General features: G+C 64.6%; 21 protein-coding genes and 1 tRNA gene. 11 read left to right on the plus strand and 11 right to left on the minus strand.

Annotated features, from left to right (window positions below; all coding sequences use genetic code 11):
• Positions 1-75: 75 nt before the first annotated feature.
• The 11 genes from GWG65_RS29230 to GWG65_RS29280 form a co-directional block, all read right to left on the minus strand.
• Positions 76-1,053, minus strand: coding sequence for a cation diffusion facilitator family transporter (locus tag GWG65_RS29230; protein ID WP_275198976.1), 978 nt, complete (start codon positions 1,051-1,053; stop codon positions 76-78).
• Position 1,054: 1 nt separating this feature from the next.
• On the minus strand, positions 1,055-4,267 hold the full coding sequence (locus GWG65_RS29235) for a CusA/CzcA family heavy metal efflux RND transporter (RefSeq protein WP_275198977.1): 3,213 nt from the start codon (positions 4,265-4,267) through the stop codon (positions 1,055-1,057).
• The gene (gene ihpB, locus GWG65_RS29240) at positions 4,260-5,237 is read right to left on the minus strand and encodes a divalent metal ion exporter adaptor subunit IhpB (RefSeq protein WP_275198978.1); all 978 of its coding nucleotides are present in this window, start codon (positions 5,235-5,237) and stop codon (positions 4,260-4,262) included. Before ihpB ends, GWG65_RS29235 begins: the two co-directional genes overlap by 8 nt.
• A complete protein-coding gene (ihpA, locus tag GWG65_RS29245; protein WP_275198979.1) occupies positions 5,234-6,511 on the minus strand; it encodes a divalent metal ion exporter subunit IhpA in 1,278 nt (425 codons plus the stop codon). Before ihpA ends, ihpB begins: the two co-directional genes overlap by 4 nt.
• A 54-nt stretch (positions 6,512-6,565) precedes the next feature.
• Positions 6,566-6,925: a hypothetical protein gene (locus GWG65_RS29250; RefSeq protein ID WP_275198980.1), complete on the minus strand. Its 360-nt coding sequence runs from the start codon at positions 6,923-6,925 to the stop codon at positions 6,566-6,568.
• 119 nt (positions 6,926-7,044) lie between these two features.
• Entirely contained in the window at positions 7,045-8,295 is a 1,251-nt protein-coding gene (gene pepT, locus GWG65_RS29255; protein ID WP_275198981.1) for a peptidase T, read from the minus strand.
• A gap of 116 nt (positions 8,296-8,411) precedes the next feature.
• Positions 8,412-8,711, minus strand: a complete 300-nt coding sequence (locus tag GWG65_RS29260; protein WP_148743659.1) for an HU family DNA-binding protein — start codon at positions 8,709-8,711, stop codon at positions 8,412-8,414.
• Positions 8,712-8,918: 207 nt separating this feature from the next.
• Positions 8,919-8,995: transfer RNA gene (locus GWG65_RS29265), tRNA-Asp, on the minus strand.
• Between the two features lie 158 nt (positions 8,996-9,153).
• Positions 9,154-9,357 (minus strand): hypothetical protein, encoded by a 204-nt coding sequence (locus tag GWG65_RS29270; RefSeq protein ID WP_275198982.1) that lies wholly within the window; start codon positions 9,355-9,357, stop codon positions 9,154-9,156.
• 116 nt (positions 9,358-9,473) lie between these two features.
• Positions 9,474-10,769 (minus strand): MFS transporter, encoded by a 1,296-nt coding sequence (locus tag GWG65_RS29275; RefSeq protein ID WP_275198983.1) that lies wholly within the window; start codon positions 10,767-10,769, stop codon positions 9,474-9,476.
• A gap of 61 nt (positions 10,770-10,830) precedes the next feature.
• Positions 10,831-12,021, minus strand: coding sequence for an aromatic ring-hydroxylating dioxygenase subunit alpha (locus tag GWG65_RS29280; RefSeq protein ID WP_275198984.1), 1,191 nt, complete (start codon positions 12,019-12,021; stop codon positions 10,831-10,833).
• 176 nt (positions 12,022-12,197) lie between these two features.
• Between GWG65_RS29280 and GWG65_RS29285 the strand changes: the two genes are divergently transcribed.
• From GWG65_RS29285 to nuoF, 11 genes are all read left to right on the plus strand, one after another.
• Positions 12,198-12,710, plus strand: a complete 513-nt coding sequence (locus GWG65_RS29285; protein ID WP_275198985.1) for a MarR family transcriptional regulator — start codon at positions 12,198-12,200, stop codon at positions 12,708-12,710.
• Positions 12,711-12,887: 177 nt separating this feature from the next.
• Positions 12,888-15,143 carry a TonB-dependent siderophore receptor gene (locus GWG65_RS29290; RefSeq protein WP_275198986.1) on the plus strand — a complete coding sequence of 752 codons (2,256 nt, stop codon included), beginning with the start codon at positions 12,888-12,890 and terminating at the stop codon, positions 15,141-15,143.
• Positions 15,144-15,165: 22 nt separating this feature from the next.
• The gene (locus GWG65_RS29295; protein WP_275198987.1) at positions 15,166-16,302 is read left to right on the plus strand and encodes a PepSY domain-containing protein; all 1,137 of its coding nucleotides are present in this window, start codon (positions 15,166-15,168) and stop codon (positions 16,300-16,302) included.
• Positions 16,303-16,745: 443 nt separating this feature from the next.
• A complete protein-coding gene (locus tag GWG65_RS29300; protein ID WP_200515596.1) occupies positions 16,746-17,111 on the plus strand; it encodes an NADH-quinone oxidoreductase subunit A in 366 nt (121 codons plus the stop codon).
• Complete coding sequence (locus GWG65_RS29305; RefSeq protein ID WP_275198988.1) at positions 17,102-17,689, plus strand: NADH-quinone oxidoreductase subunit B; 588 nt, start codon at positions 17,102-17,104, stop codon at positions 17,687-17,689. The genes GWG65_RS29300 and GWG65_RS29305 overlap by 10 nt, the downstream gene beginning before the upstream one ends.
• Positions 17,690-17,700: 11 nt before the next feature.
• The gene (locus GWG65_RS29310) at positions 17,701-18,315 is read left to right on the plus strand and encodes an NADH-quinone oxidoreductase subunit C (protein ID WP_275198989.1); all 615 of its coding nucleotides are present in this window, start codon (positions 17,701-17,703) and stop codon (positions 18,313-18,315) included.
• A gap of 2 nt (positions 18,316-18,317) precedes the next feature.
• Positions 18,318-19,514, plus strand: coding sequence for an NADH-quinone oxidoreductase subunit D (locus GWG65_RS29315; RefSeq protein WP_275198990.1), 1,197 nt, complete (start codon positions 18,318-18,320; stop codon positions 19,512-19,514).
• Positions 19,514-20,488 (plus strand): FkbM family methyltransferase, encoded by a 975-nt coding sequence (locus GWG65_RS29320; RefSeq protein ID WP_275198991.1) that lies wholly within the window; start codon positions 19,514-19,516, stop codon positions 20,486-20,488. The genes GWG65_RS29315 and GWG65_RS29320 overlap by 1 nt, the downstream gene beginning before the upstream one ends.
• 12 nt (positions 20,489-20,500) lie before the next feature.
• Positions 20,501-21,112, plus strand: coding sequence for an NADH-quinone oxidoreductase subunit NuoE (gene nuoE, locus GWG65_RS29325; RefSeq protein ID WP_148743650.1), 612 nt, complete (start codon positions 20,501-20,503; stop codon positions 21,110-21,112).
• The gene (locus GWG65_RS29330) at positions 21,112-21,318 is read left to right on the plus strand and encodes a hypothetical protein (protein WP_275198992.1); all 207 of its coding nucleotides are present in this window, start codon (positions 21,112-21,114) and stop codon (positions 21,316-21,318) included. Before nuoE ends, GWG65_RS29330 begins: the two co-directional genes overlap by 1 nt.
• Before the next feature lie 15 nt (positions 21,319-21,333).
• Complete coding sequence (gene nuoF / locus GWG65_RS29335; protein WP_275198993.1) at positions 21,334-22,659, plus strand: NADH-quinone oxidoreductase subunit NuoF; 1,326 nt, start codon at positions 21,334-21,336, stop codon at positions 22,657-22,659.
• Positions 22,660-22,661: the final 2 nt, after the last annotated feature.

The raw sequence follows: 22,661 nt of genomic DNA on the forward strand, positions 1-22,661 counted from the left end.
AGGCTGCCGCCGCGGATACAGTCTGGATTGCTTCGCTGCGCTCGCAATGACGATGTGGAGGCAGAGGCGCAAGCCTCACACCACATCATCCGGCGCCAGCGCGCAGCCATTGTCGGGATGCGCCTCGACCTGAAGTGTGGTGTGGCCGATGCGGAACGAGGCCTTCAGCAGCTGCGCGGTCTCCATCAGGAACGCGTCGCCGGTGGCACCGGCCGGCATGACGAGATGGCAGGTCAGCGCCGTCTCTGTGGTCGAGATTGGCCAGACGTGGAGATCGTGGATCCCGGCGACGCCGGGCCGCGCCAGCAGAAACGCCCGGATCGCGGTGAGGTCGGTGCCCTTTGGCGCTGCCGCCATCGACATAGCGATGGAGCCGCGCAGCAGGCTGGTGGTGCTCCAGAGGATAGTGGCGCAGATGACGAGGCTGGTGACGGGATCGAGCCAGAGCCAGCCGGTCCAGATGATCAGCGCCGCCGAGACCACGACGCCGAGCGAGACCGCGGCGTCGGCCGCCATGTGCAGGTAGGCGCCCTCGATGTTGATGTCGTCCTTGCGACCGCGCGCGAACAGAAGGGCGGTGAAGCCGTTGACGAGGATGCCGATGCCGGCGACCACCATCACGGTGACGCCGGCGACCGGCTCCGGCTCGCGCAGGCGCAATATCGCCTCCCAGCCGATCGCGCCCGTGGCGACCAGCAGGAACATCGCGTTGGCAAGCGCCGCCAGGATGGTGGAAGCCCGAAGGCCATAGGTGAAACGGCCGCTCGGCGCGCGCCGGGCCGCGATCGATGCGCCCCAGGCCACGATCAGGCCGAGCACGTCGCTGAGGTTATGGCCGGCATCGGCCAGCAGCGCAGTGGAGTTGCCGATATATCCGTAGACCGCCTCGGCCACGACCAGTGCGGTGTTGAGCGAAATGCCGATCGCAAACGCCGTGCCGAAATTGGCGGGCGCGTGGACATGCCCATGACCATGACCATGGCTGTGGTCGTGACCGTGCGCGTGGCCACGGTGATCATCGTGGTGGTGACCGTGATGGTCATGCCCGCCCAATCTATCGCTCCCCGGAGGTCGCCAAATCAGGCGCCATTGTAGGCGTTTCGTTCGCTCCGTCACGCCGGAACAGCACATAGAGCGCCGGTAGCACCAACAGCGTCAGCACGGTCGAGGAGATGATGCCGCCGATCACGACGGTGGCCAGCGGCCGCTGCACCTCCGCGCCGGCGCCGGTGGCGAGCGCCATCGGCACGAAGCCGAGGGAGGCGACCAGTGCGGTCATCAGGACGGGGCGCAGGCGCGTCAGCGCACCCTCGCGCACGGCCTCCGCAATGGGTCGTCCCTCGCTGCGCGGCCGCTCGATGAAGGCGATGATGACGAGCCCGTTGAGCACAGCCATCCCTGACAGCGCGATGAAGCCGACACCGGCGCTGATCGACAGCGGGATGCCGCGCAGCAGCAGCGCCGCGACCCCGCCGGTCAGTGCCAGCGGCACGCCGGAGAACACCAGCAGCGCGTCCGCCACCGATCCCATGCTCATGAACAGCAGCAGGAACACCAGCAGCAGCGCCACCGGCACCACGATCGTCAGCCGCTTGGTTGCGGACACCAGTTGCTCGAACTGTCCGCCCCAGCCGATCCAGTAGCCCGGCGGCAGCTTGACCTTCTCTGCGACAGTTTCCTGGGCCTCGGCGACGAAGGAGCGCAGGTCGCGTCCGCGGACGTTGGCCATCACCACCACCCGCCGCTTGCCGTTCTCGCGGCTGATCTGGTTGGGGCCGGGCGCGATCTCGATCGCCGCGACGGAGGACAATGGGACGTAGCGCAGGCCTGTACTCGCGGTCCCCGGCCATGCCGTCTTGGTGACGGCCGCCGTGTCCTCGCCCAGCGGCAGCGGGATCGGTATCGACTTGATGGCATCCGGATCGGCGCGCAGGTTTTCCGGCAGGCGCACCACGATGTCGAAGCGGCGATCGCCCTCGAACAATTTTCCGACCGGTTTTCCCCCGATTGCGATCTCGACGAGGTTTTGAACCTCGCCGACGCTTAGGCCGTAACGCGACAGCGCCTGGCGGTCGAGCTTCACCGTGAGGATCGGCAGGCCGGTAATCTGCTCCGTCTTGACGTCAGCGGCGCCTTCGATGCCGCGAACCACGCCGTGGACCTGCTGGGCGATGCCCGCGAGTACGTCGAGGTCATCGCCGAAGATCTTGACGCCGACGTCGCTCCTGATGCCTGCGATGAGCTCGTTGAACCGCATCTGGATCGGCTGGGTCATGCCATAGGCCGTGCCGGGCAGGGTGTTGGCGGCACGTTCGAGTTCGGCGACCACTTCATCCTTAGGCTTCGCAGGATCCGGCCATTCCTCGCGCGGCTTCAGCGTGACATAGGTGTCGGCCACGTTGGGCGGCATCGGGTCGTTGGCGATCTCGGCGGTCCCGACCTTGGAGAAGATGGTCGCCACCTCCGGAACCTGCTTGATTGCCTTCTCCAGCCGAAGTTGCATGTCGACGCTCTGGCTGAGGCTGGTGCCGGGAATCCGTATGGTCTCGATGGTGATGTCGCCTTCGTCGAGGCTCGCGATGAATTCGCCGCCCATGCGCGTTGCGGCGAACAGGCTCCCGGCGACGATCAGGACGGCGCCAAGTGCGACGCTGCCGCGGTTGCGGATGGCACCGTCGAGCAAGGGAACGTAGAGCCGCTTGGCGGCGCGCATGAAGATGTTCTCCGTCTCCGAGACCTTGCCGGTGACGAGGATCGCGATGGCGGCTGGAACGAACGTGATCGATAGCAGCGCTGCGCCGCCGAGTGCCATCAGCACGGTGAGCGCCATCGGCGTGAACATCTTGCCCTCGGTGCCGGTCAGGGTCAGGACGGGCAGGTAGACCACGGCGATGATGAGCGTGCCGAACAGGCTCGGCTTGATGACCTCGTTGCTCCCGGCACGGATCGTCTGCATCCGTTCTTCCAGCGTGAGCAGCCGCCCGCGCTGGTGCTGCTCGGCAGCAAGCAGCCGCAGGCAGTTTTCCACGATAATGACGGCGCCGTCGACGATGATGCCGAAATCGATCGCCCCCAGGCTCATCAAATTGGCGCTGACCTTGCTCTCGACCATGCTCGAGATCGTGAATAGCATGGAGAGGGGAATGACGCAGGCTGTGATCAGCGCGGCGCGGATGTTGCCGAGGATCAGGAACAGCACCGCGATCACCAGCGCTGCGCCCTCGACGAGATTCTTCTCGACGGTCTGGATGGTCGCTTCGACCAGATGCGTGCGGTCGTAGACCGCGCGCGCGATCACGCCCTCGGGGAGCGATTTCGCGATCTCCTTGAGCCTTGCGGCCACGCGCTGGGCCACGCTGCGGCTGTTCTCGCCGATCAGCAGCATGGCGGTGCCGAGCACGGTCTCCTTGCCGTTCGCCGACGCCGCGCCCGTGCGCAGGTCCTGGCCTTCCTGCACGTCGGCGACATCGCGGACGCGCACCGGCACGCCGCCGCGCGAACCGATCACGATGTCCCTGATGTCCGCAATATTGGCGACCTGCCCGGGGACGCGGACGAGATATTGCTCGCCGTTGCGCTCGATATAGCCGGCGCCGACATTGGCGTTGTTGGCGGCGAGCGCCGTCATGATGTCGCGGAAGCCGAGGCGATAGGCCATCAGCCGGCCCGGGATCGGCAGCACGTGGAACTGCCGCTCATAGCCGCCGATCGAATTGACCTCGATCACGCCGGGAACGGTGCGGAGCTGCGGCTTGATGATCCAGTCCTGGATGGTCCGCAGTTCGGTCGGGGTGAAATCGGCGCCGGTCGCCGATTTCGCGCCGGGCTGGGTTTCGACGGAATAGACGTAGATCTCGCCGAGGCCGGTCGAGATCGGCCCCATCGCGACCTCGGTGCCGGCCGGCAATTGGTCGCGGGCTTGCTGGATGCGTTCATTGACGAGCTGGCGCGCGAAATAGATGTCGGTGCCGTCCTGGAATACGACGGTGACCTGGCTCAGGCCATAGCGCGAGATCGAGCGCGTGTAGTCGAGCTTCGGCAAGCCTCCCATCACAGTCTCGATTGGGAAGGTGATGCGCTGCTCGGCTTCGAGCGGCGACAGGCCGGGTGCGCGGGTGTTGATCTGGACCTGGACGTTGGTGACGTCGGGTACGGCGTCGATCGGCAGGCGCGTGAAATTCCAGGCGCCGAAGGCGCCGGCTGCGAGCGCGAAGAGGACGACGAGCCATCGTTGACGAATGGACGCGGCGAGGATGCGCTCAATCATGATCGGCGTCTCCCTTGCCCATCTCCGCCTTGACCACAAAACTGTTCTCGGCGACGTAGCGCTCGCCGGCCGAAAGCCCTGCACGGATCTCCACGAATTTCGGGTCGGAATCGCCGAGCTCAACCGGACGCGCCTCGATCTTGTCGCCGTCCTCGCGGACGAACACGATGGTCCTGTTCTCCAGCGTCTGGATCGCGCTCTTGCGGACGGCAACGGCAACGTCGCGTGCGGCCAGGATCAGCCGCGCCGTGACGAACAGGCCGGGACGGAGCCGGCCATCCGGGTTGGGCAGCACGACGCGGGCGAGCGCGGTCTGGGTCTCGCTGGCGCCGATCGGCGCCATATAGGAGATCGCGGCCTTGATCTCGCCGCCGCCGTCGTCGGGGTCGATCAGCACCTCGTCGCCAAGGCGAACCCGCCTGAGATCCTGGCGATAGATCGAGAGGTCGACCCAGATGCTGGAGAGATCGGCGACGACGAAGGCCGGCTTCTGCTCGGAGGCATATTCGCCGAGCGAGATCTGCCGTTCGATGATGGTGCCGCCGATCGGCGCCTTGAGCTCGTAGACCGTGAGGCTCTGGTTGCTCTCGATGGAGGCCAGCAAATCGTCCTTGCCGACCTTGTCGCCGATCCGCTTCAGGATCGATTTGACGATGCCCGGAAAGCGCGGCGTCACCTGCACCACCGCTTCCTGGTTGGCGCGCAAGATGCCGTTGAAGGCGAGCGTGTCGGTCAGCGTGGCGCTCGCGGCCTCCGCCAGCGTCGCGCCCGCGGCGGCAAGCTTGACGTCGGAGATGCGGATGCGATCGGCGCCGTGCTCGTCCTGCTCGACATGCTCGTTCGGCTTCTCCGGCTTGCTGTCCGCGGCGTGTTCAGTTGGCGCAACGCAGGCCGGCGCCAACATCGCATAGCCATAGGCGCCGAGCGCGGCCGTGACGATTCCCACGAGGATGGTGGAGGATGTCTTCATCGTGCGCCCTCCCGGGCGAGCGAGAACGGATTGCCGACCAGGCCCTCGATGGTGGCAACGCCCGCGTGGAAATTCTGCAGCGCCTCCTGCTCGCGCAATCGCGCCTGCGCGACGCTGGCCTGGGCGTCGAGCACTTCGAGCAGGGTGAAGCGGCCCTGGCCGTAGCCCTGCGAGATCGCCTCGGCCGCCTCGACGGCCTTCGGAATCGCGGTCTCGCGCAGCACGGCGAGCTCGCGTAGCGAGCCCTGGACCGAGTCGTAGGCGCGGCCGGCGATCACGACCAGCGTGTTGCGGTTGGCTTCGCGCTCGGCCTTGGTCTTGGCCAGGCCTTCCTGCGCCGAGAGGATGTTGCCCTGGTTCTGGTCGAACACGGGGATCGGCACCGAGACGGTGAGGCGCACCGCATCGTCATTGGTCTCGTTGAAGTGGCGCCAGCCGGCAGCGATCCGGACGTCGGGATAGGGCTTGAGCCGCGCCAGCAGCAGCTCGGCATTGCGCTGGGCATAAACGGCGGTCCAGCGCGCCAGCTGCGGATTGGCATCGATGGCGGCGACCACCGACTGGAACGCAGGCGGTCGCCCGGTGGTGTCGTCGAGCCGGCCGGAGACCTCGGTGAATTTCGGTGTCGGATCGCCCATCAGCACCGCAAGCTCGCGCCGGGCACTGGCGAGCGTCGCCTTGAAGCGCTCGCGATCGCCTTTCACCAGGGCTGACGCCACTTCGGCGCGGCCGGTTTCGGCCGGCGAGGAGGCGCCGGCCTCGACGCGGCGCCGCAGCAGCGGCGTCAGGCGGTCGATGGCGACAATCTGCTCGTCGAGGATCTGGATGCGGCGCTGCGCGCCGAGCACGCTCAGGAAGGCGATCGCGGTCTCCGACAGCAGCTCGAGCCTGACAGCCTTGCGCTGGATCGCCGCGACCTCGGTTCCAGCCTCGCCTGCGGCGATCCGCGCCTCGCGCTTGCCGAACAGCTCGAACGCCTGGCTGATCTGGAGCGTGGTCTCGGCCGATTTGGTGCCGCGATAGGTGCCGGAGCCGAGCGAGTTGTCCTGTTCGTAGGACAGCTCCGGATTGAGGAGTGCGCCCGCCTGGATGCGCTGGCCCGTGGCGATGCCGACATCGCGCTCGGCCGCGGTCAGGCGCGGGCTTGCGGCCAGCGCCCGCGACAGCGCGCTTCGCATCGTCAAAGTCTGGGCGTGCGACGGTGCAAGCGCCAGCCCGGCAATCAGACACGCCACCGCGCACGCCAGGCGCGCGGCCATTCCCCTGCAAAACATGAAATCGACCTGTGAAGGATGAACCTAATGGGCGCGAGCGCCCGACCAATCCGTTCAGGCAATATGCTTGGGAGGCGGGGAGTCGGTATCGGGGACGATGCCCGCGAGCCGGGCTGCACATTGCGGGACTGACGCGGACACGAGCTCGATCGATGCGGCTGATGGCACCGGCTGCGCTACCGTCACCGAGAAGCAGCCATGGCAATGATGGCCGCCCACCGCCTTGTCATCAGCGTGGCCCGAGCTGTCGAGCACCGCGGCGATCTCCGCACCGCCGGCGGGCGCGGTGACGTCGATGTCGTGCAGGCCGTGCAGCGCGCCCGTCAGCAAATAGACCGCCGCGATCAGCACAGCGAGCAGCCCGCGCCAGGTGCGCAGATGGCTTGATCGATTGGCTCGGCGGATCTCAGTCACGGTCTCACTCTGGTTCCCGGTCCGGCTGCGGTAGCATGGCGGCCGCGACAGTGTCGACCCGCAACATTGTTACGTGCGGGGAACTTGATGTCGCATCGCGTCTTGCATTCGCGCGGGCGCTACGCCTTCTCCTCCCAGATCATCGCGAGGTGCACGATGGTCTGCACCGCCTTCTCCATGTCCTGCCGACTGACCCATTCGAGGCGCGAGTGGAAGGCGTGCTCGCCTGCAAAGATGTTGGGGCAGGGCAGGCCCATGAAGGACAGGCGCGAACCGTCGGTGCCGCCGCGGATCGCGGTGCGCATCGGGCGGAGGCCGGCACGGCGGATCGCCTCGATGGCATATTCGAGGATGTGCGGGTGACGGTCGATCACCTGCTTCATGTTGCGGTACTGCTCCTTGACCTCGAACTTGTAGCTCGAGCGCGGATAATCCTTCATCACATCCTTGACGATGCCCTCGAGCAGGATCTCCTTCTCCTTCAACCCTTCCTCGGTGAAGTCGCGCACGATGAAGGACAGCGTCGCCTGTTCCAGCGCGCCGTCGATGCCGATCGGATGCAGAAAGCCCTGCTTGCCTGATGTCGTTTCCGGCGAGCAGCCTTCCTTGGGCAGCCGCTCGACGATGGCGGCTGCGATCTTGATCGCATGCTCCATCTTGCCCTTGGCATAACCGGGATGGGCGCTGACGCCGTTGATGGTGATGGTGGCGCCATCGGCCGAGAAGGTCTCGTCCTCGACGCAGCCGGCGCTCTCGCCGTCCATGGTGTAGCCGAAGTCGGCGCCGAGCTTCTTCAGATCGACATTGTCGACGCCGCGGCCGATCTCCTCGTCCGGCGTGAACAGGATCTTGATGGTGCCGTGCTTCACTTGCGGATTGTTGATGAAGAAGTGCGCGGCATCCATGATCTCGGCGACGCCGGCCTTATTGTCGGCCCCCAGCAGCGTGGTGCCGTCGGTGGTGATGATGTCATTGCCGATCTGGTTCTTCAGCGCGGGGTGCTCGGCGAAACGGATCACCTGGCTGGAATCGCCCGGCAGGGTGATGTCGCCGCCGCGATAGTCCTTCACCACCTGCGGCTTGACGTCCTTGCCGGAGCAGTCGGGCGAGGTGTCCATGTGCGAGCAGAAGCAGATCACCGGCACCTTCTTGTCGGTGTTGGCCGGGATCGTTGCATAGACGTAGCCGTAGTCGTCGAGATGGGCATCCGCGACGCCCATGGCCTTCAGCTCGGCGGCGAGCACGCGGCCGAGGTCTTTCTGCTTTTCGGTCGAGGGCGAGGCCGGGGATTCCGGATCGGACTGGGTGTCGATGGTGACGTAGCGCAGGAAGCGCTCGGTCACGGTGTGCGAAAAGGTGAGGGAGGACATTTCTGGTCAAACCACCGGGCCTGAGGGAAGCCACGCGATATACCAGAAAAGCGTCATTCCGTGGACCGCGCTGATGCGGGCACGACGCTGGATCAGCCTTAACGAAGCGTAAGCGGCTAGATCGCCTCCTTGAGCTCCTTGACCGGGCGGAACGAGACCTTCTTGCTGGCCTTGATGTGGATGGGCTCGCCGGTGGCGGGATTGCGGCCGGTGCGGGCGGCGCGCTTGCGGACCTGGAGGATGCCGAGGCCGACGATGCGGACGCGGTCGCCCTTCTTCAAATGTTTTGCGATCAGGTCGACCATATCGGTCAGCACGGCCTCGGCGTGCTTCTTCGACAGATCCTGGCTTTCCGCGATGTCCGCGGCGAGGTGCCTGAGGGTGATGGTGACGGGAGCGGCTGCCTTCTTCGCCATGCTGTCTGGCCTTCCTCGATGATCCAACGGCAGGGCATCCCCGGAAAAGTCGAGCAACGTGAGGGGAACCTGCAAATATCCCGGCAGGCGTAGACGATTCGGGCGGAGGCTGACTACGTCCCGGATGCGGCCGGACGCCGTCAACGGCCAAGCAGATGCGAAAGGCGTCGAGAAGTTCGTGCTAAGGCTATGAAGGGATTGCCAAAATGGCGCGAGAGACGGGGCTCGAACCCGCGACCTCCGGCGTGACAGGCCGGCGCTCTAACCAACTGAGCTACTCCCGCGTGGTTCGCTGAAAGCGCGCGGAACGAGGGGGACTTAAAGGCGGGGCTTGGTGAAGTCAAGGACGTTGCGCTTGGCCTGCACGCCCCGGCTAAGTATTGCTCGGGAAAACGAAAAGGCCGCCCGGAGGCGGCCATCGGGCGTCCCGGAATGGGGCCCGTTAGCGGATCTCCGACGTCCCCGCGCTGGTGACCACCACCGGTTTGCCGGCCTTGATCACGTGGGTGGACTGGGCGGTCTGGCTGTAATCGGCGTTGGTACGGGCTGCGATCCCGAAGCCGGCCACTGCGATGCCGGCCACAAGCGCCACCACCACGATCTTCATGTGGGTCCCACGATCAGCCGAATGAATTGAGTGGTTCATCTGAGCCTCCCGACGGACTTTGCCGTCGCCTGTTGGCTCTTGTCTTAAGGACTGTCTGTTTCCGGATGGTTTCGCGGGTTCCGCAAAATGGTTTCATCTGGCTGGTTTCGACCGGCTCAGGCGGCGGCCCGGCCGATATCGGTCCGGATCGACCGGGCGGCCCAGACGAATAGCAGGGCGCCGAGCGTGGTCGTGACCGCCGCCGAGAGCAGGGAATAACGCACGGCATCAGCCCCAAAACTGCCCTTCAGCGCGTCGTTGACCACGCCGACAGCGAGCGGACCGACGCCTTGGCCAAAGCAGGTCGCGGTGAGCGCGATCAGGGCGGAGGCCAGCGCCCGCATGCTCGGCTTTGCCACGGTCTGCGCGATTGCGAAGATCGGCCCGAGATGGAATCCGACCAGGAACGAGGTCAGTGCCAGCATCGCGACCATCATCGCGAAATCCTGCGTCAGCATGCACAGCGCGAACACCGGGCCGGCAAGGCCTGAGGTGATCGCGGGCGCCCACAGTTTCCAGCGGTCGTCGCGGCGGCTCACTTGCGCAACCACGAATCCGCCGAGCAGCGTGCCGGCCATGCCGGCCAGGCCCTTGAAGGTGCCGGCATAGGTGCCGATCTCGGTGCTCGACAGATGATGCACGCGCGCCAGGAATGGCGGGATCCAGGCGGCGGTGGCGTAATTGGTGTAGGTGGTGAGACAAAAGCCGATCAGCACGATGATGAAGCTCTGCTGCGAGGCGAGGAAGCGCAGCGTCGGCCCGAGCGGCTCGGGCACAAAGCTCTCCTGCATCGCGCCGCGCTTCGGCTCGGAGATCGTCAGCCACAGGACCAATGCGAGCAGGATGCCCGGCAGGCCCGCGACATAGAACGCCATCCGCCAGCCATAGTGCTGGTTGACGTAGCCGCCGATGAAATAGCCGAGGAAGACGCCGAGATAGGTGCCGATGGCGTAGATGCCGAGCGCGCGCGGGCGCTCGTTCCTGGCAAAGAGGTCGGCGACGATCGACTGCGAGGCCGGCGAGCCCGCGGATTCGCCGATGCCGACGCCGATGCGCGCCAGCGCCAGCGAGGTCACGCTGGAGGCCGTGCCGCACAGCGCCGTCATCGCGCTCCAGAAGGCAAAGGCCACGGCTACGATGTTGCGCCGGTTGAGCCGATCGGCGATGCGGGCAATGGGGATGCCGAGCAGCGAATAGAACAGCGCGAAGCCGAAGCCTGCGAGCAGGCCCATCATGGTGTCGCTGAGCGCAAACTCCTTCTTGATCGGCTCGATCAGGACGTTGAAGATGGTGCGGTCGAGGAAGTTCAGCGCATAGATGATGGTGAGCAGCCCGAGCACGTAATAGCGCCGCACCGACGGCGTTGCCGCGGCGGCTGTTTGCACCGACATCTGTGACGTCACATCGACCATCGCTTCCCCCAATTTGTCTTTGTTGTCGTCGTCGGTCCAGCCCTGATTGGAGCCGGTTGCTTCAGGCGTCGCGGATGTAGTTCCCCGCTTCGAATTCGACCGGCGCTGCGCTGGCGTCGAACGACACGCCGATGGGGTCGCGGTCTGCGGCCATGGCATCGAGCTGGTCGCTCAGCATGCGCCGGATCATCAGTATGCCGCGGTCGCTTTGGCCAAAATGCTCCTCGGAGTGGATAGTCTGCGGCCCTTGGCCGACCTGGGCCTCGTAGTCGCCCGGGAATTGCTGGTGCTCGGCTTCCGTCATGTCCCACCAGAATTTGCCGTTGAACTTCGAGCGCATGCGGCCGATGTCGCCGGCATTCTTGACGCGGCCGGCGACGTAGATGCGGAACGAAGTATCGTCGATCGGCAGCGTCCAGCCGATCGACTCGACGCGGGCGAATTGCGCCACGCGCGGGTTCGGCACCACGCGCAAGGTGGGCAGGGCGGCTTCGGTGACGCGATAAAACACCTTGCCGTCGCCCTGCTTGCGGATCGAGCGCACGGCAATTCCGCGCGGCGTCCTGTCGAACGTCACCTCAGGCATCGAGGCCATCATGTTGGTGAATTGCGGACCCGAGAAAGAGCCGTGCAGTACCGGCACGTGATAGGGATCGACAACGTTTTCGAAATGCTGCAGCCAGTTGCAGGGGATGATCGCCGGCCCGCCGCCGCCGATCGAGGAATCGTCGGCCTCGACGAACTCGCCATCGTCCATGTTTTCCAGGCATTCGTAAGCCGGCAACACCGGGCGTTTCTCGGCCGGGCCCATATAGGCGAAGATCAGCCCGTAGCGCTCCTCGACCGGATACCAGGGCTGCCGCACCTTATCCTTGAACTGGCCGCCGTCGGGCTCGCAGGGCTGCTCCAGGCAGTGGCCCTCGGTGTCGAACTTCCAGCCGTGATAGCAGCAGCGGATGCCGTCCTCCTCGACCTTGCCGTAGTAGAGCGTGGTGCCGCGGTGACAGCAGCGCGCGTGCAAGAGGCCAACGCGGCCGTACCTGTCGCGGAACAGGATCAGGTCCTCGCCGAGCGCGCGCACCTTTTTCGGCGTGTCGGTGGCGTCGGCGGCGACGCCGACCGGATGCCAGTAGCGGCGGAGCAGTTCGCCCATCGGCGTGCCGCGCACGACCGAGGTCAGCTCGGTGCGCGTATACGCCGGCTTCATCGCATAGGTGGTGCCGAGATCGCGATCACGCTGGGTGATGGTCATGCTGTTCCTCGCGCCGCTTGGCCTCGATGGGCCATTTTTATGGTTGGACCCAGTCAAAAGCCGATCGATGACAATGTCAACGAATTTCCGGATGCCTCTTAATTGCATTTGACCACAGGGAACCGGACCCTCCGCACGGGCTTGGCAGGCCACGGCTTTCTTGGCAGAGGTGGACCATGAGCCAGACACCGAGCAGGGGTGGATCGTCGCCCGGGACGGACGAAAACGATCCGCCGGCGCCGATCACCGTGATGCTGTCGTCACGGCTGATGGTGCTGGCCAATTTGCTCAAGCGCGGCGCCATCCTGCGCTACAAGCGCCTCGCCGGATTGTCCTCGGTCGAGTTTGGCCTGGTCGCCTCGCTCGGCCGGCGACCGCCGATGAGCGTAGCGCGGCTGGCCGAAGCCGTCGGCCAGGACAAGGGTCAGATCAGTCGCGCGCTGGCGGAACTCGTGTCGCGCAAGCTGATCGCGAAATCGGCGAACCCGAAAGACAGCCGCGAAGTGCTGGTCTCGCTGACCCCGGCAGGCCTTGCCGCGCATGATGCGATCGTCGCCGGCGCGCAGGAGCGCAATCGGCGTCTGCTGGAACATCTGAGCCAGGAAGAATTCGAAACGCTACTCGTGCAGATCGATCAGCTCACGGCAACCGCCGCCGAGATGTTAGAGGCGGAGAAAGCTCCGCGCTGATTTCATGCCAACATTTGGAAACGTTGGAGTGTTTCTAAGACTCTTTCTAAGAAGTTTTCAATTAGGGAAATCGCGCTTCCTCACCTAAGCGTCACCTTAAGCGCATGTCCTCATGGGACTGACGGCATGACGCATGAATGACGTAAGTTTTGGGGTGGCGCGTTGAACAGTCTTGGAATGCTGCGGTCGGCCGTATTGGCGACCGCATCCGCTTGGGTATTGATGGCGCAAGCGTCGTTCGCACAATCTTCGCCGCAATCCGGCGCGACGAACCTGCCGCCGGTGACAGTCGCCGCGCCGGAACAACGCCGCCGTGCAGCCACGAGCGCGCCGCGCCGCGCCCAGCGGTCGCCGCAGAGTGCCAACAGCCAGAAACCGCAGCCGCAGCGTAACGTCGGCTTCGTCGAGACACCGCGCGGCCCCGTGAACGGCTACGTCGCAGGCCGCAGCTCGTCGGGCACCAAGACCAACACGCCGATCATGGAGACGCCGCAGTCGGTGTCGGTGATCGGAGCGGAGCAGATCCGCGACCAGAAGCCGAACAAGCTCGACGAGGTGCTGCGCTACACCGCCGGCGTGCGCGCCGGGACCTTCGGCGCTGACACCCGCAACGACTGGTGGCTGATCCGCGGCTTCAAGTCCGACGACGTCGGGCTGTTCCTCGACGGCATGCAGCTGTTCTACACATCCTATGCGAGCTGGAAGCTCCAGACCCCGAACATGGAGCGAGTCGAGGTGCTGCGCGGTCCCTCGGCCGTGCTCTATGGCGGATCGAGCCCGAGCGGCATCGTCAACGTCATCAGCAAGCTGCCGCCAGCCGAGCCGATCCGCTTCATCGAGACAGGTGTCAACAATTTCGGCAACGCCTATGTCGGCTTCGATTTCGGCGGCCCGGTCGCAACGCAAGCCGACAACGGCAAGCTGTTCTACCGCGTCGTCGGCCAGGTGCAGAATGGCGGCACCCAGGTCGACTTCATCTCCGACAACAACTATTTCATCGCGCCGTCATTCACGTGGAAGCCGGATGCCGACACGACGTTCACGGTCTTGGCGTCGGCCTCGAAGCAGGACACCCGAGGCATCAACTTCCTGCCTTCCAGGGGCACGGTGACCAACGAACCGTTCGGCAAGATCCCGACCAGCTTCTTCGTTGGCGATCCCGGTGTCGACAAGTTCACGCGCGAGCAGGAGATGCTTGGCTACCAGTTCGAGCGCAATCTCACCGACGATCTCACGTTCCGGCAGAATGCCCGTTTCGCGCATATCGACCTCACCTATCGAGGCTATGTCGGAAACGGCTACACCAACGAACCGGCCGGCGACATGTTTCGATACAATTGGTATGCGAAGAACACCGCCAACCAGGCCAATCTCGACAACCAGCTCGAGTATCGCTTCAACACCGGTCAGGTGAAGCACACGATGCTGTTCGGCGTCGACCTGAAGGGTTACCAGATCGACGACTACCAGGCGTTCGTGTTCGCTGGTGTACCGTCGATCAATGTCCTCAATCCTACCTACGGCGTTGGCGATATTCCGTTGACGGGGGATCCGTTCCGAAATTTCCTCATCACGCAGAAGCAGGCCGGCACCTATCTCCAGGACCAGATGAAGCTCGGCAATTTCACGCTGGTTCTGAGCGGCCGCAACGATTGGGTCGAGACGACCCAGGCCAGCCGTGCCACCGGCGCTTTGATCTCCGAGCATGACGACAGCCGGTTCAGCGGGCGCGCCGGGCTGATCTACAATTTCGACAACGGCATCGCGCCCTACATCTCCTATGCGACGAGCTACAATCCGATCATCGGCCTCAACGCGCAAAACCAGCTGTTCCTGCCGGAAACGGGGAAGCAGGCCGAAATCGGCGTGAAGGTCGCGCCCAAGGGATTCGATGGCTATTTCACGGTCTCGGCCTTCGATCTGATTCGCCAAAACGTGCCGACGACTGTGCCGGGTTCCACGCCGGTCCTGCAAAACCAGACCGGCGAGGTGACCTCGCGCGGTATCGAGCTCGAAGCGGTGGCCAATGCCACGAAAGAGCTGAAGCTGATCGGCGCCTTCACGGCCTATCATCTCTTCACCAGCAGGGATCTCGATCCGGCGCTGGTCGGCAAGACGCCGACCAACACGCCTGAGCTCCTGGTCTCGGGCTGGGCCGACTACACCTTCAAGGACGGACCGCTTGCGGGCTTCGGTTTCGGCGGCGGCGTGCGCTATGTCGGCTCGTCCTGGGCCGACACCGCCAATACCCTTGAGGTCCCCGCGGTGGTGCTCGGCGATCTCGCGGTGCACTACGAATGGCAGAACTGGCGCACGGCCGTCAACGTGATCAACCTGACCGACAAGATCTACGTCGCGAGTTGCGCCTCGGCCACGTCCTGCTTCTACGGCGACCGCCGGCGCGTCACCGCCAGCGTCTCCTACAAATGGTAGGCGCGGGCGAGGGAACGCCATCGTGAAAGCGCGGACGGTCAGGCTCTGGTCCGTGGTCCATACCTGGACCAGCCTGATCTCGACCGTGTTCCTACTGCTGCTCTGCCTGACCGGCCTGCCGCTGGTCTTCCATCACGAGATCGATCAGCTCCTGGGCTATGCCCCCCAGCCCGAAGCTCATGCGAGCGCGGCGCATGCGACGACCCAGCAAGTCGCCGACGCCGCGCTCGCCGCCGATCCCGGCCGGGTGCTGCAATATATCTCCTGGGACAAGTACGAGCCCGGGATCGTGACGGCCTTCACCAACAGTACCGTCGACGGGCTGCCGGACAACACCACCGTGCGCGCCTTCGATGCGGTATCGGCCAAGCTGCTCGGGCCGGTCGGTGTCGGGCCGATGCTGATCGTGCTCAAGCTGCACACCGACATGTTCGCAGGCCAGGCCGGAAAGCTGTTTCTCGGCGCAATGGGTCTGCTGTTCGCCGTCGCCATCGTCTCCGGCGTGGTGCTGTATTGGCCGTTCACCCGCCGGCTGCGCTTTGCCACCATCCGCGACCGCGCCTCGCGCCGCGTGGTCTGGCTCGACTGGCACAATCTGATCGGCGTCGTGACGGTGGCCTGGGCCCTGGTGGTCGGGCTGACCGGTGTCGTCAACACCTGGGCCGAGCTGATGCTGAACCAGTGGAAAGCGACTGAGCTCGCCAGCATGGTCGCGCCCTATGCCGGCAAGCCGCCGCCCTCGCATCTCGCCTCGCTCGACGGCGTCGTTGCGCGCGCCAAAACGGCGGCCCCCGGCATGGAGATCGCCTTCATCGCGTTTCCGGGCACGCCGTTCACCTCCTCGCACCACTTCGCCGCGTTCATGCGCGGCGACACGGCGCTGACGTCGCGGCTGCTGAAGCCGGTGCTGCTCGATGGCGAAACAGGGGAGGTCGCCGACAGCCGGGCGCTGCCGGTCTATCTCCAGGCGCTGCTGATCTCGCAGCCGCTGCATTTCGGCGATTACGGTGGGGTGCCGCTCAAGGTGATCTGGGCCGCGCTCGACCTGCTCACCATCGTTGTGATCGGCAGCGGCCTCTATCTCTGGCTGGCGCGGCGGCGGAAGCGGGCCCCGGTCCGGAGCGGCGCATTCGCCAGACGAGCCTCGGTCCCGTCATGATGCATGGCTCCCCGGACAGCTCGCGCCTGTGGATACGTGTCTTTGCCGCACCTGTTCTGCTTGCAGCTGCGACCATCACGGGTCTGCTGGCGGCATTGCTTTGGGGCGCGGTTGGCCAATATGTCGCCTGGGTGACGGTTGGAGCGCCCGTCCTCGTCGCAATCTGGACTTTGTTGCGCCACAGCCTAGATAAAGGCGGCCTCCCCAAAAGCGGACGTCACGGCAGAGCGAGCTTGGACTGATCGGGATCGCCCTTGCTGGGGCGGTCGATCTGCTCCATACCAGCCGCGGGGCGATTCCGGGATTTCTACCGTTCTGGGGGCGGCAAAGGGCCTGAAAAGAGCGTGTCTTGCGCCCATTGGTGCACTGCGCTAAGGCTCAGAATAATTCCAAATCGGACGAATCCGTGGTTATCCCGAGACCGCGGGAAAAAGGGCTCGTCAATGAGCGGCATTCTACAGAACTATCTTCCACTCGTCGTCTTTATAGGGGTAGCTGCTATCATCGGCCTGGTGCTGCTGATCGCGCCCTTCATCGTCGCGTTCCAGCAGCCGGACCCGGAAAAACTGTCGGCATATGAGTGCGGTTTCAACGCGTTCGACGATGCCCGCATGAAGTTCGACGTCCGCTTTTACCTAGTTGCCATCCTCTTCATCATCTTCGACCTCGAGGTGGCGTTCCTGTTCCCCTGGGCGGTGGCGTTCGGCAAGCTTGGCGCGACCGGCTTCTGGTCCATGGTGGTGTTCCTCGCCGTGCTGACGGTCGGGTTCGCTTATGAATGGAAGAAAGGCGCGCTCGAATGGGATTGAACCTCGCACCGTCCGCCGGTCCGGTCGTCGCACCGGCCGCCAAGGGCATCCTGGATCCTTCGACCGGCAAGCCGGTCGGGGCCCATGATCCGTTCTTCCTCGAGGTCAATCACGAGCTGTCCGACAAGGGCTTCTTCGTCGCCGCGACCGACGATCTCATCACCTGGGCGCGCACCGGCTCGCTGATGTGGATGACGTTCGGTCTTGCCTGCTGCGCGGTCGAGATGATGCAGGTGTCGATGCCGCGCTACGATGTCGAGCGCTTCGGCTTCGCGCCGCGCGCCTCGCCGCGGCAGTCTGACGTGATGATCGTTGCCGGCACCTTGACCAACAAGATGGCCCCGGCGCTGCGCAAGGTCTACGACCAGATGCCCGAGCCGCGCTACGTCATCTCGATGGGCTCCTGCGCCAATGGCGGCGGCTACTACCACTATTCCTACTCGGTCGTGCGCGGCTGCGACCGCATCGTGCCGATCGACATCTACGTGCCCGGCTGTCCGCCCACCGCGGAAGCGCTGCTCTACGGCGTGCTGCTGCTGCAGAAGAAGATCCGGCGCACCGGCACCATCGAACGCTAAGGTTTTACGTCATGGACGATGGCAAGCTTGACGCCCTTGGGCAAACGATCGTTAGCGCGCTTGCGGGCGCCGCCACCGGTCACTCCGTGGCGTTCAACCAGCTCACGGTTGATGTCGAGGTCAGCAAGATCGTCGAGGTGGTCAAGTATCTCCGCGACGATCCGAATTGCCGCTTCATCAACTTCACCGACATCACGGCGGTGGACTACCCCGACCGCGAAAAGCGTTTCGACGTGGTCTATCACTTCCTGTCACCGGCACTGAACACGCGGATCCGGCTGAAGGCCCAGGCCGACGAGACCACGCAGGTGCCGTCGCTGATCGAAGTGTTTCCCGGCGCGGACTGGTTCGAGCGCGAGGCCTACGACCTCTATGGCGTGATCTTCGTCGGCCATCCCGACATGCGCCGCCTCTTGACCGATTACGGGTTCGAAGGCCATCCGCTGCGCAAGGACTTTCCGCTCACCGGTTTCGTCGAGGTCCGCTACGACGACCAGGAGAAGCGGGTGGTGTACGAGCCGGTGCGGCTCAACCAGGAATTCCGCAAGTTCGATTTCCTCTCGCCGTGGGAGGGGGGCGACTATCCGGTCCTTCCAGGCGATGAAAAAGCGGGGCCGAAGAGCTGACCATGAACCAGCAACCGCAAGAACTCCGCAATTTCACCATCAATTTCGGGCCGCAGCATCCGGCAGCGCACGGCGTGCTGCGCCTGGTGCTCGAGCTGGACGGCGAAGTGGTGGAGCGCGTCGACCCGCATATCGGCCTGCTTCACCGCGGCACCGAGAAGCTGATCGAGCAGAAGACCTATCTCCAGGCGATCCCGTATTTCGACCGGCTCGACTACGTCGCGCCGATGAATCAGGAGCACGCGTTCTGCCTCGCGGCCGAAAAGCTGCTCGGCATCGAGGTGCCGCGACGCGCCCAGTTGATCCGCGTGCTCTATTGCGAGATCGGACGCATCCTGTCGCATCTGCTCAACGTCACCACGCAGGCGATGGACGTCGGCGCGCTCACCCCGCCGCTGTGGGGCTTTGAAGAGCGCGAGAAGCTGATGGTGTTCTACGAGCGCGCTTCCGGCAGCCGCATGCACGCGGCCTACTTCCGGGTCGGCGGCGTGCACCAGGATCTGCCGCAGAAGCTGGTCGACGACATCGAGGCCTGGTGCGATCCGTTCCTGAAGGTGGTCGAGGACCTCGACCGGCTGCTCACCGCCAACCGCATCTTCAAGCAGCGCAACGTCGATATCGGCGTGGTGCCGCTGAAGCAAGCCTGGGAGTGGGGTTTTTCGGGCGTGATGGTGCGCGGCTCGGGCGCGGCCTGGGACCTGCGCAAGTCGCAGCCTTATGAGTGCTACGCCGAAATGGATTTCGACATCCCGATCGGCAAGAACGGCGACTGCTACGACCGCTATCTGATCCGCATGGAAGAGATGCGTCAGTCGGTACGCATCATGAAGCAGTGCCTCCAGAAGCTGAAGGCGCCGGAGGGGCAGGGGCCCGTCGTCGTCGAGGACAACAAGGTCGCGCCGCCGCGCCGCGGCGAGATGAAGCGCTCAATGGAAGCGCTGATCCATCACTTCAAGCTCTACACCGAAGGCGTCCACGTGCCGGCCGGCGAGGTCTATGCCGCGGTCGAGGCGCCCAAGGGCGAGTTCGGCGTCTATCTCGTTTCCGACGGCAGCAACAAGCCCTACAAGTGCAAGATCCGTGCGCCGGGGTTTGCGCATCTTCAGGCCATGGATCACATCTGCCGCGGCCATCTGCTCGCAGACGTCTCGGCGATCCTCGGCTCGCTCGATATCGTGTTCGGAGAGGTCGATCGGTGATGGCGCAGGCGCCGATCCAGTTTGACCGTGCCTCGGGGGCCCTTGAAGGGGCCAACCTGTGGGAGCGGACGGCTGCCTTGGCGCTGGTGACGGGATCGAAGATCTCGTCGCACTTCTCGCACATGGGCTATATCGCCTGCGCCAACCTGCTGCGGAAAACGCTGCCCGAGCGCAACATTGCGATCAAGCTCAACCCCGACGCCGTGTTCGAATTTCCCTACGGCGACGGCTATTGGAGCAAGCTGCTCAACCGCTCCTACAATTACGAGGACGAGCTCGAGTTGTTGTTCGTGGACTCCATCGATGTCGACTACACGTTGCTCGATTGCGGCGCCAATTACGGCTACTGGTCGGTGCTGGTCTCGAGCAAGCCGTTCGGCGCCCACAAGGCGATCGCGATCGAGCCGTCAGGGCAGAACTATCCGAAGCTTGCTAACAATGCCCGCGTCAACGGCAACCGTTTCGAGACCATGAAATGCGCGATCGGCGCGGCCCGCGGCACCGCGCGGCTGTCTGGCACCAAGCATGAGGCCTTCAGTATCGCCGGCGATAATGCGGCGGGCGAGGAGGTCCCGGTCATCGCGCTGGACAATTTGATCGATGACGGCAAGGTCGCGGGCACCGGCAAATATCTGATCAAGCTCGACGTCGAGGGCGTCGAGATCGAGGCGATCAAGGGCGGCGCCCGGCTGCTTGAGGCCGACAGCGTCATCATGTGCGAGGAGCACGGCAGCGATCCGACCCACGCGGTGTCGCGCTTCATCCTCGAGCAGACCCCGCTGAAGCTGATCGTGTTCGATCCGCGCAGCAACCGGATGGAGACCGTGACCGAGCTGTCGATCCTCGATCGCATCAAGGTCTCGACCCACGTCGGCTACAACGTTTTCGGCACCGCAAGCGCATTCTGGCAGGACAGGATCGATGCCCTGAATGCCAAGAACCTGAATGCCAAGTCCGCGCGCCGCATGCAGTGAGAGATTGAAGATATGTCCGTCCGCCGATTAGCACCGAAGGAAGTCCAGCCCGCGAGCTTTGCGTTCACGGAGGAGAACCTCGCGTTCGCCAAGCAGCAGATCGCGAAATATCCGGCCGGACGCCAGGCTTCGGCTGTGATTGCGATCCTCTGGCGCGCGCAGGAGCAACACGAGGGCTGGGTCTCGGAAGCCGCGATCCGCGTCGTCGCCGACATGCTCGACATGCCCTATATCCGCGTGCTCGAGGTTGCGACCTTCTACACGATGTTCCAGCTCGCTCCTGTCGGCAAGAAGGCCCACGTCCAGGTCTGCGGCACCACGCCGTGCCGCCTGCGCGGGGCCGAGGACCTGATCCATGTCTGCGAGAGCCGGATCCATCACGATCCCTTCCATCTCTCCAAGGACGGCAATTTCAGCTGGGAAGAGGTGGAGTGCCTGGGGGCCTGCGTGAACGCGCCGATGGTCTTGATCGGCAAGGACACCTATGAGGACCTGACCAAGGAGAGCTTTGGCAAGGTGCTCGACGGCTTCGCTTCGGGCAATCCGCCCAAGCCCGGTCCGCAGAACGGCCGCCAGTTCTCGGCGCCGATCGGCGGGCCGACGACGCTGAAGGAGACCACCTGATGGGTGATCTCGCGAGACCGGAAGCGGGGAGGGGCGACGCCATGAAGAAATGGGGCTTCATCGCCTTGCATGCCGCCGTGGCGGCCACGTTCATTTTCCTGCTTCAGCGCTTCACGATGAGCGCGTCGCTGGAATCCAGTCTGCTCTGGGCGCTGACCTTCGCCGTCTGCGCGGCCGGGCTTGCCTACAAGCAAGCCAACCGTTGATCGGAAAGCACTGAAATGCTCGAGGACAAGGATCGCATCTTCAAGAACCTCTACGGCCTCCATGATTGGGGGCTCGAGGGGGCGCGGCGCCGCGGCGCCTGGGACGGCACCAAGGCCATCATCGATAAGGGCCGCGACTGGATCATCAACGAGATGAAGGCGTCGGGCCTGCGCGGCCGCGGTGGCGCCGGCTTCCCGACCGGGCTGAAATGGTCGTTCATGCCGAAGGAATCGACCGACGGGCGGCCGAGCTATCTCGTCGTCAATGCCGACGAGTCCGAGCCCGGCACCTGCAAGGATCGCGAGATCATGCGGCACGATCCGCATCTCTTGATCGAGGGCTGCCTGATCGCGAGCTGCGCGATGAACGCGCATGCCTGCTACATCTATGTCCGCGGCGAGTTCATCCGCGAACGCGAGCACCTCCAGGCCGCGATCGACCAGGCCTATGAGGCCAAGCTGGTCGGCAAGGACAATATCAACGGCTGGCCGTTCGACATCTACGTCGCGCACGGTGCCGGCGCCTATATCTGCGGCGAGGAAACTGCGCTGCTCGAAAGCCTCGAGGGCAAGAAGGGCCAGCCGCGGCTGAAGCCGCCGTTCCCGGCGAATGTCGGCCTGTTCGGATGTCCGACCACAGTCAACAACGTCGAGTCCATCGCGGTTGCACCGGACATCCTGCGCCGCGGCGCGGCCTGGTTCGCCGGCATCGGCCGTCCGAACAATGTCGGCACAAAACTGTTCTGCATCTCCGGCCATGTCGAGCGTCCCTGCAACGTCGAAGAGGCCATGGGCATTCCGTTCCGTGAGCTGATCGAGAAGCATTGCGGCGGCATCCGCGGCGGCTGGGACAACCTCAAGGCCGTGATCCCCGGCGGCTCCTCGGTGCGCATGGTGCCGGCCGAGCAGATCATCGATACGCCGATGGATTTCGACAGCCTGAGCAAGCTGCGCTCGGGCCTCGGCACCGCCGCCGTGATCGTGATGGACAAGTCGACCGACCTGATCCGAGCCATCGCCCGTATCTCCTATTTCTACAAGCACGAGAGCTGCGGCCAGTGCACGCCGTGCCGCGAGGGCACGGGCTGGATGTGGCGCGTGCTTTCTCGCATGGCCGAGGGGCGCGCCCACAAGCGCGAGATCGACATGCTGCTCGAAGTGACCAAACAGGTCGAGGGCCACACCATCTGCGCGCTCGGCGACGCAGCCGCCTGGCCGATCCAGGGCCTGATTGCGCATTTCCGTCATGAGATCGAAGCGCGCATCGACCAGTATTCGCACAAGTCCGACATCGACGATATCGGCGTCCGCGATCCCGTGAACATGGTCGCGGCGGAGTAGGA

Source organism: Bradyrhizobium sp. CSA207, from assembly GCF_029051685.1.
GTDB lineage: Bacteria > Pseudomonadota > Alphaproteobacteria > Rhizobiales > Xanthobacteraceae > Bradyrhizobium.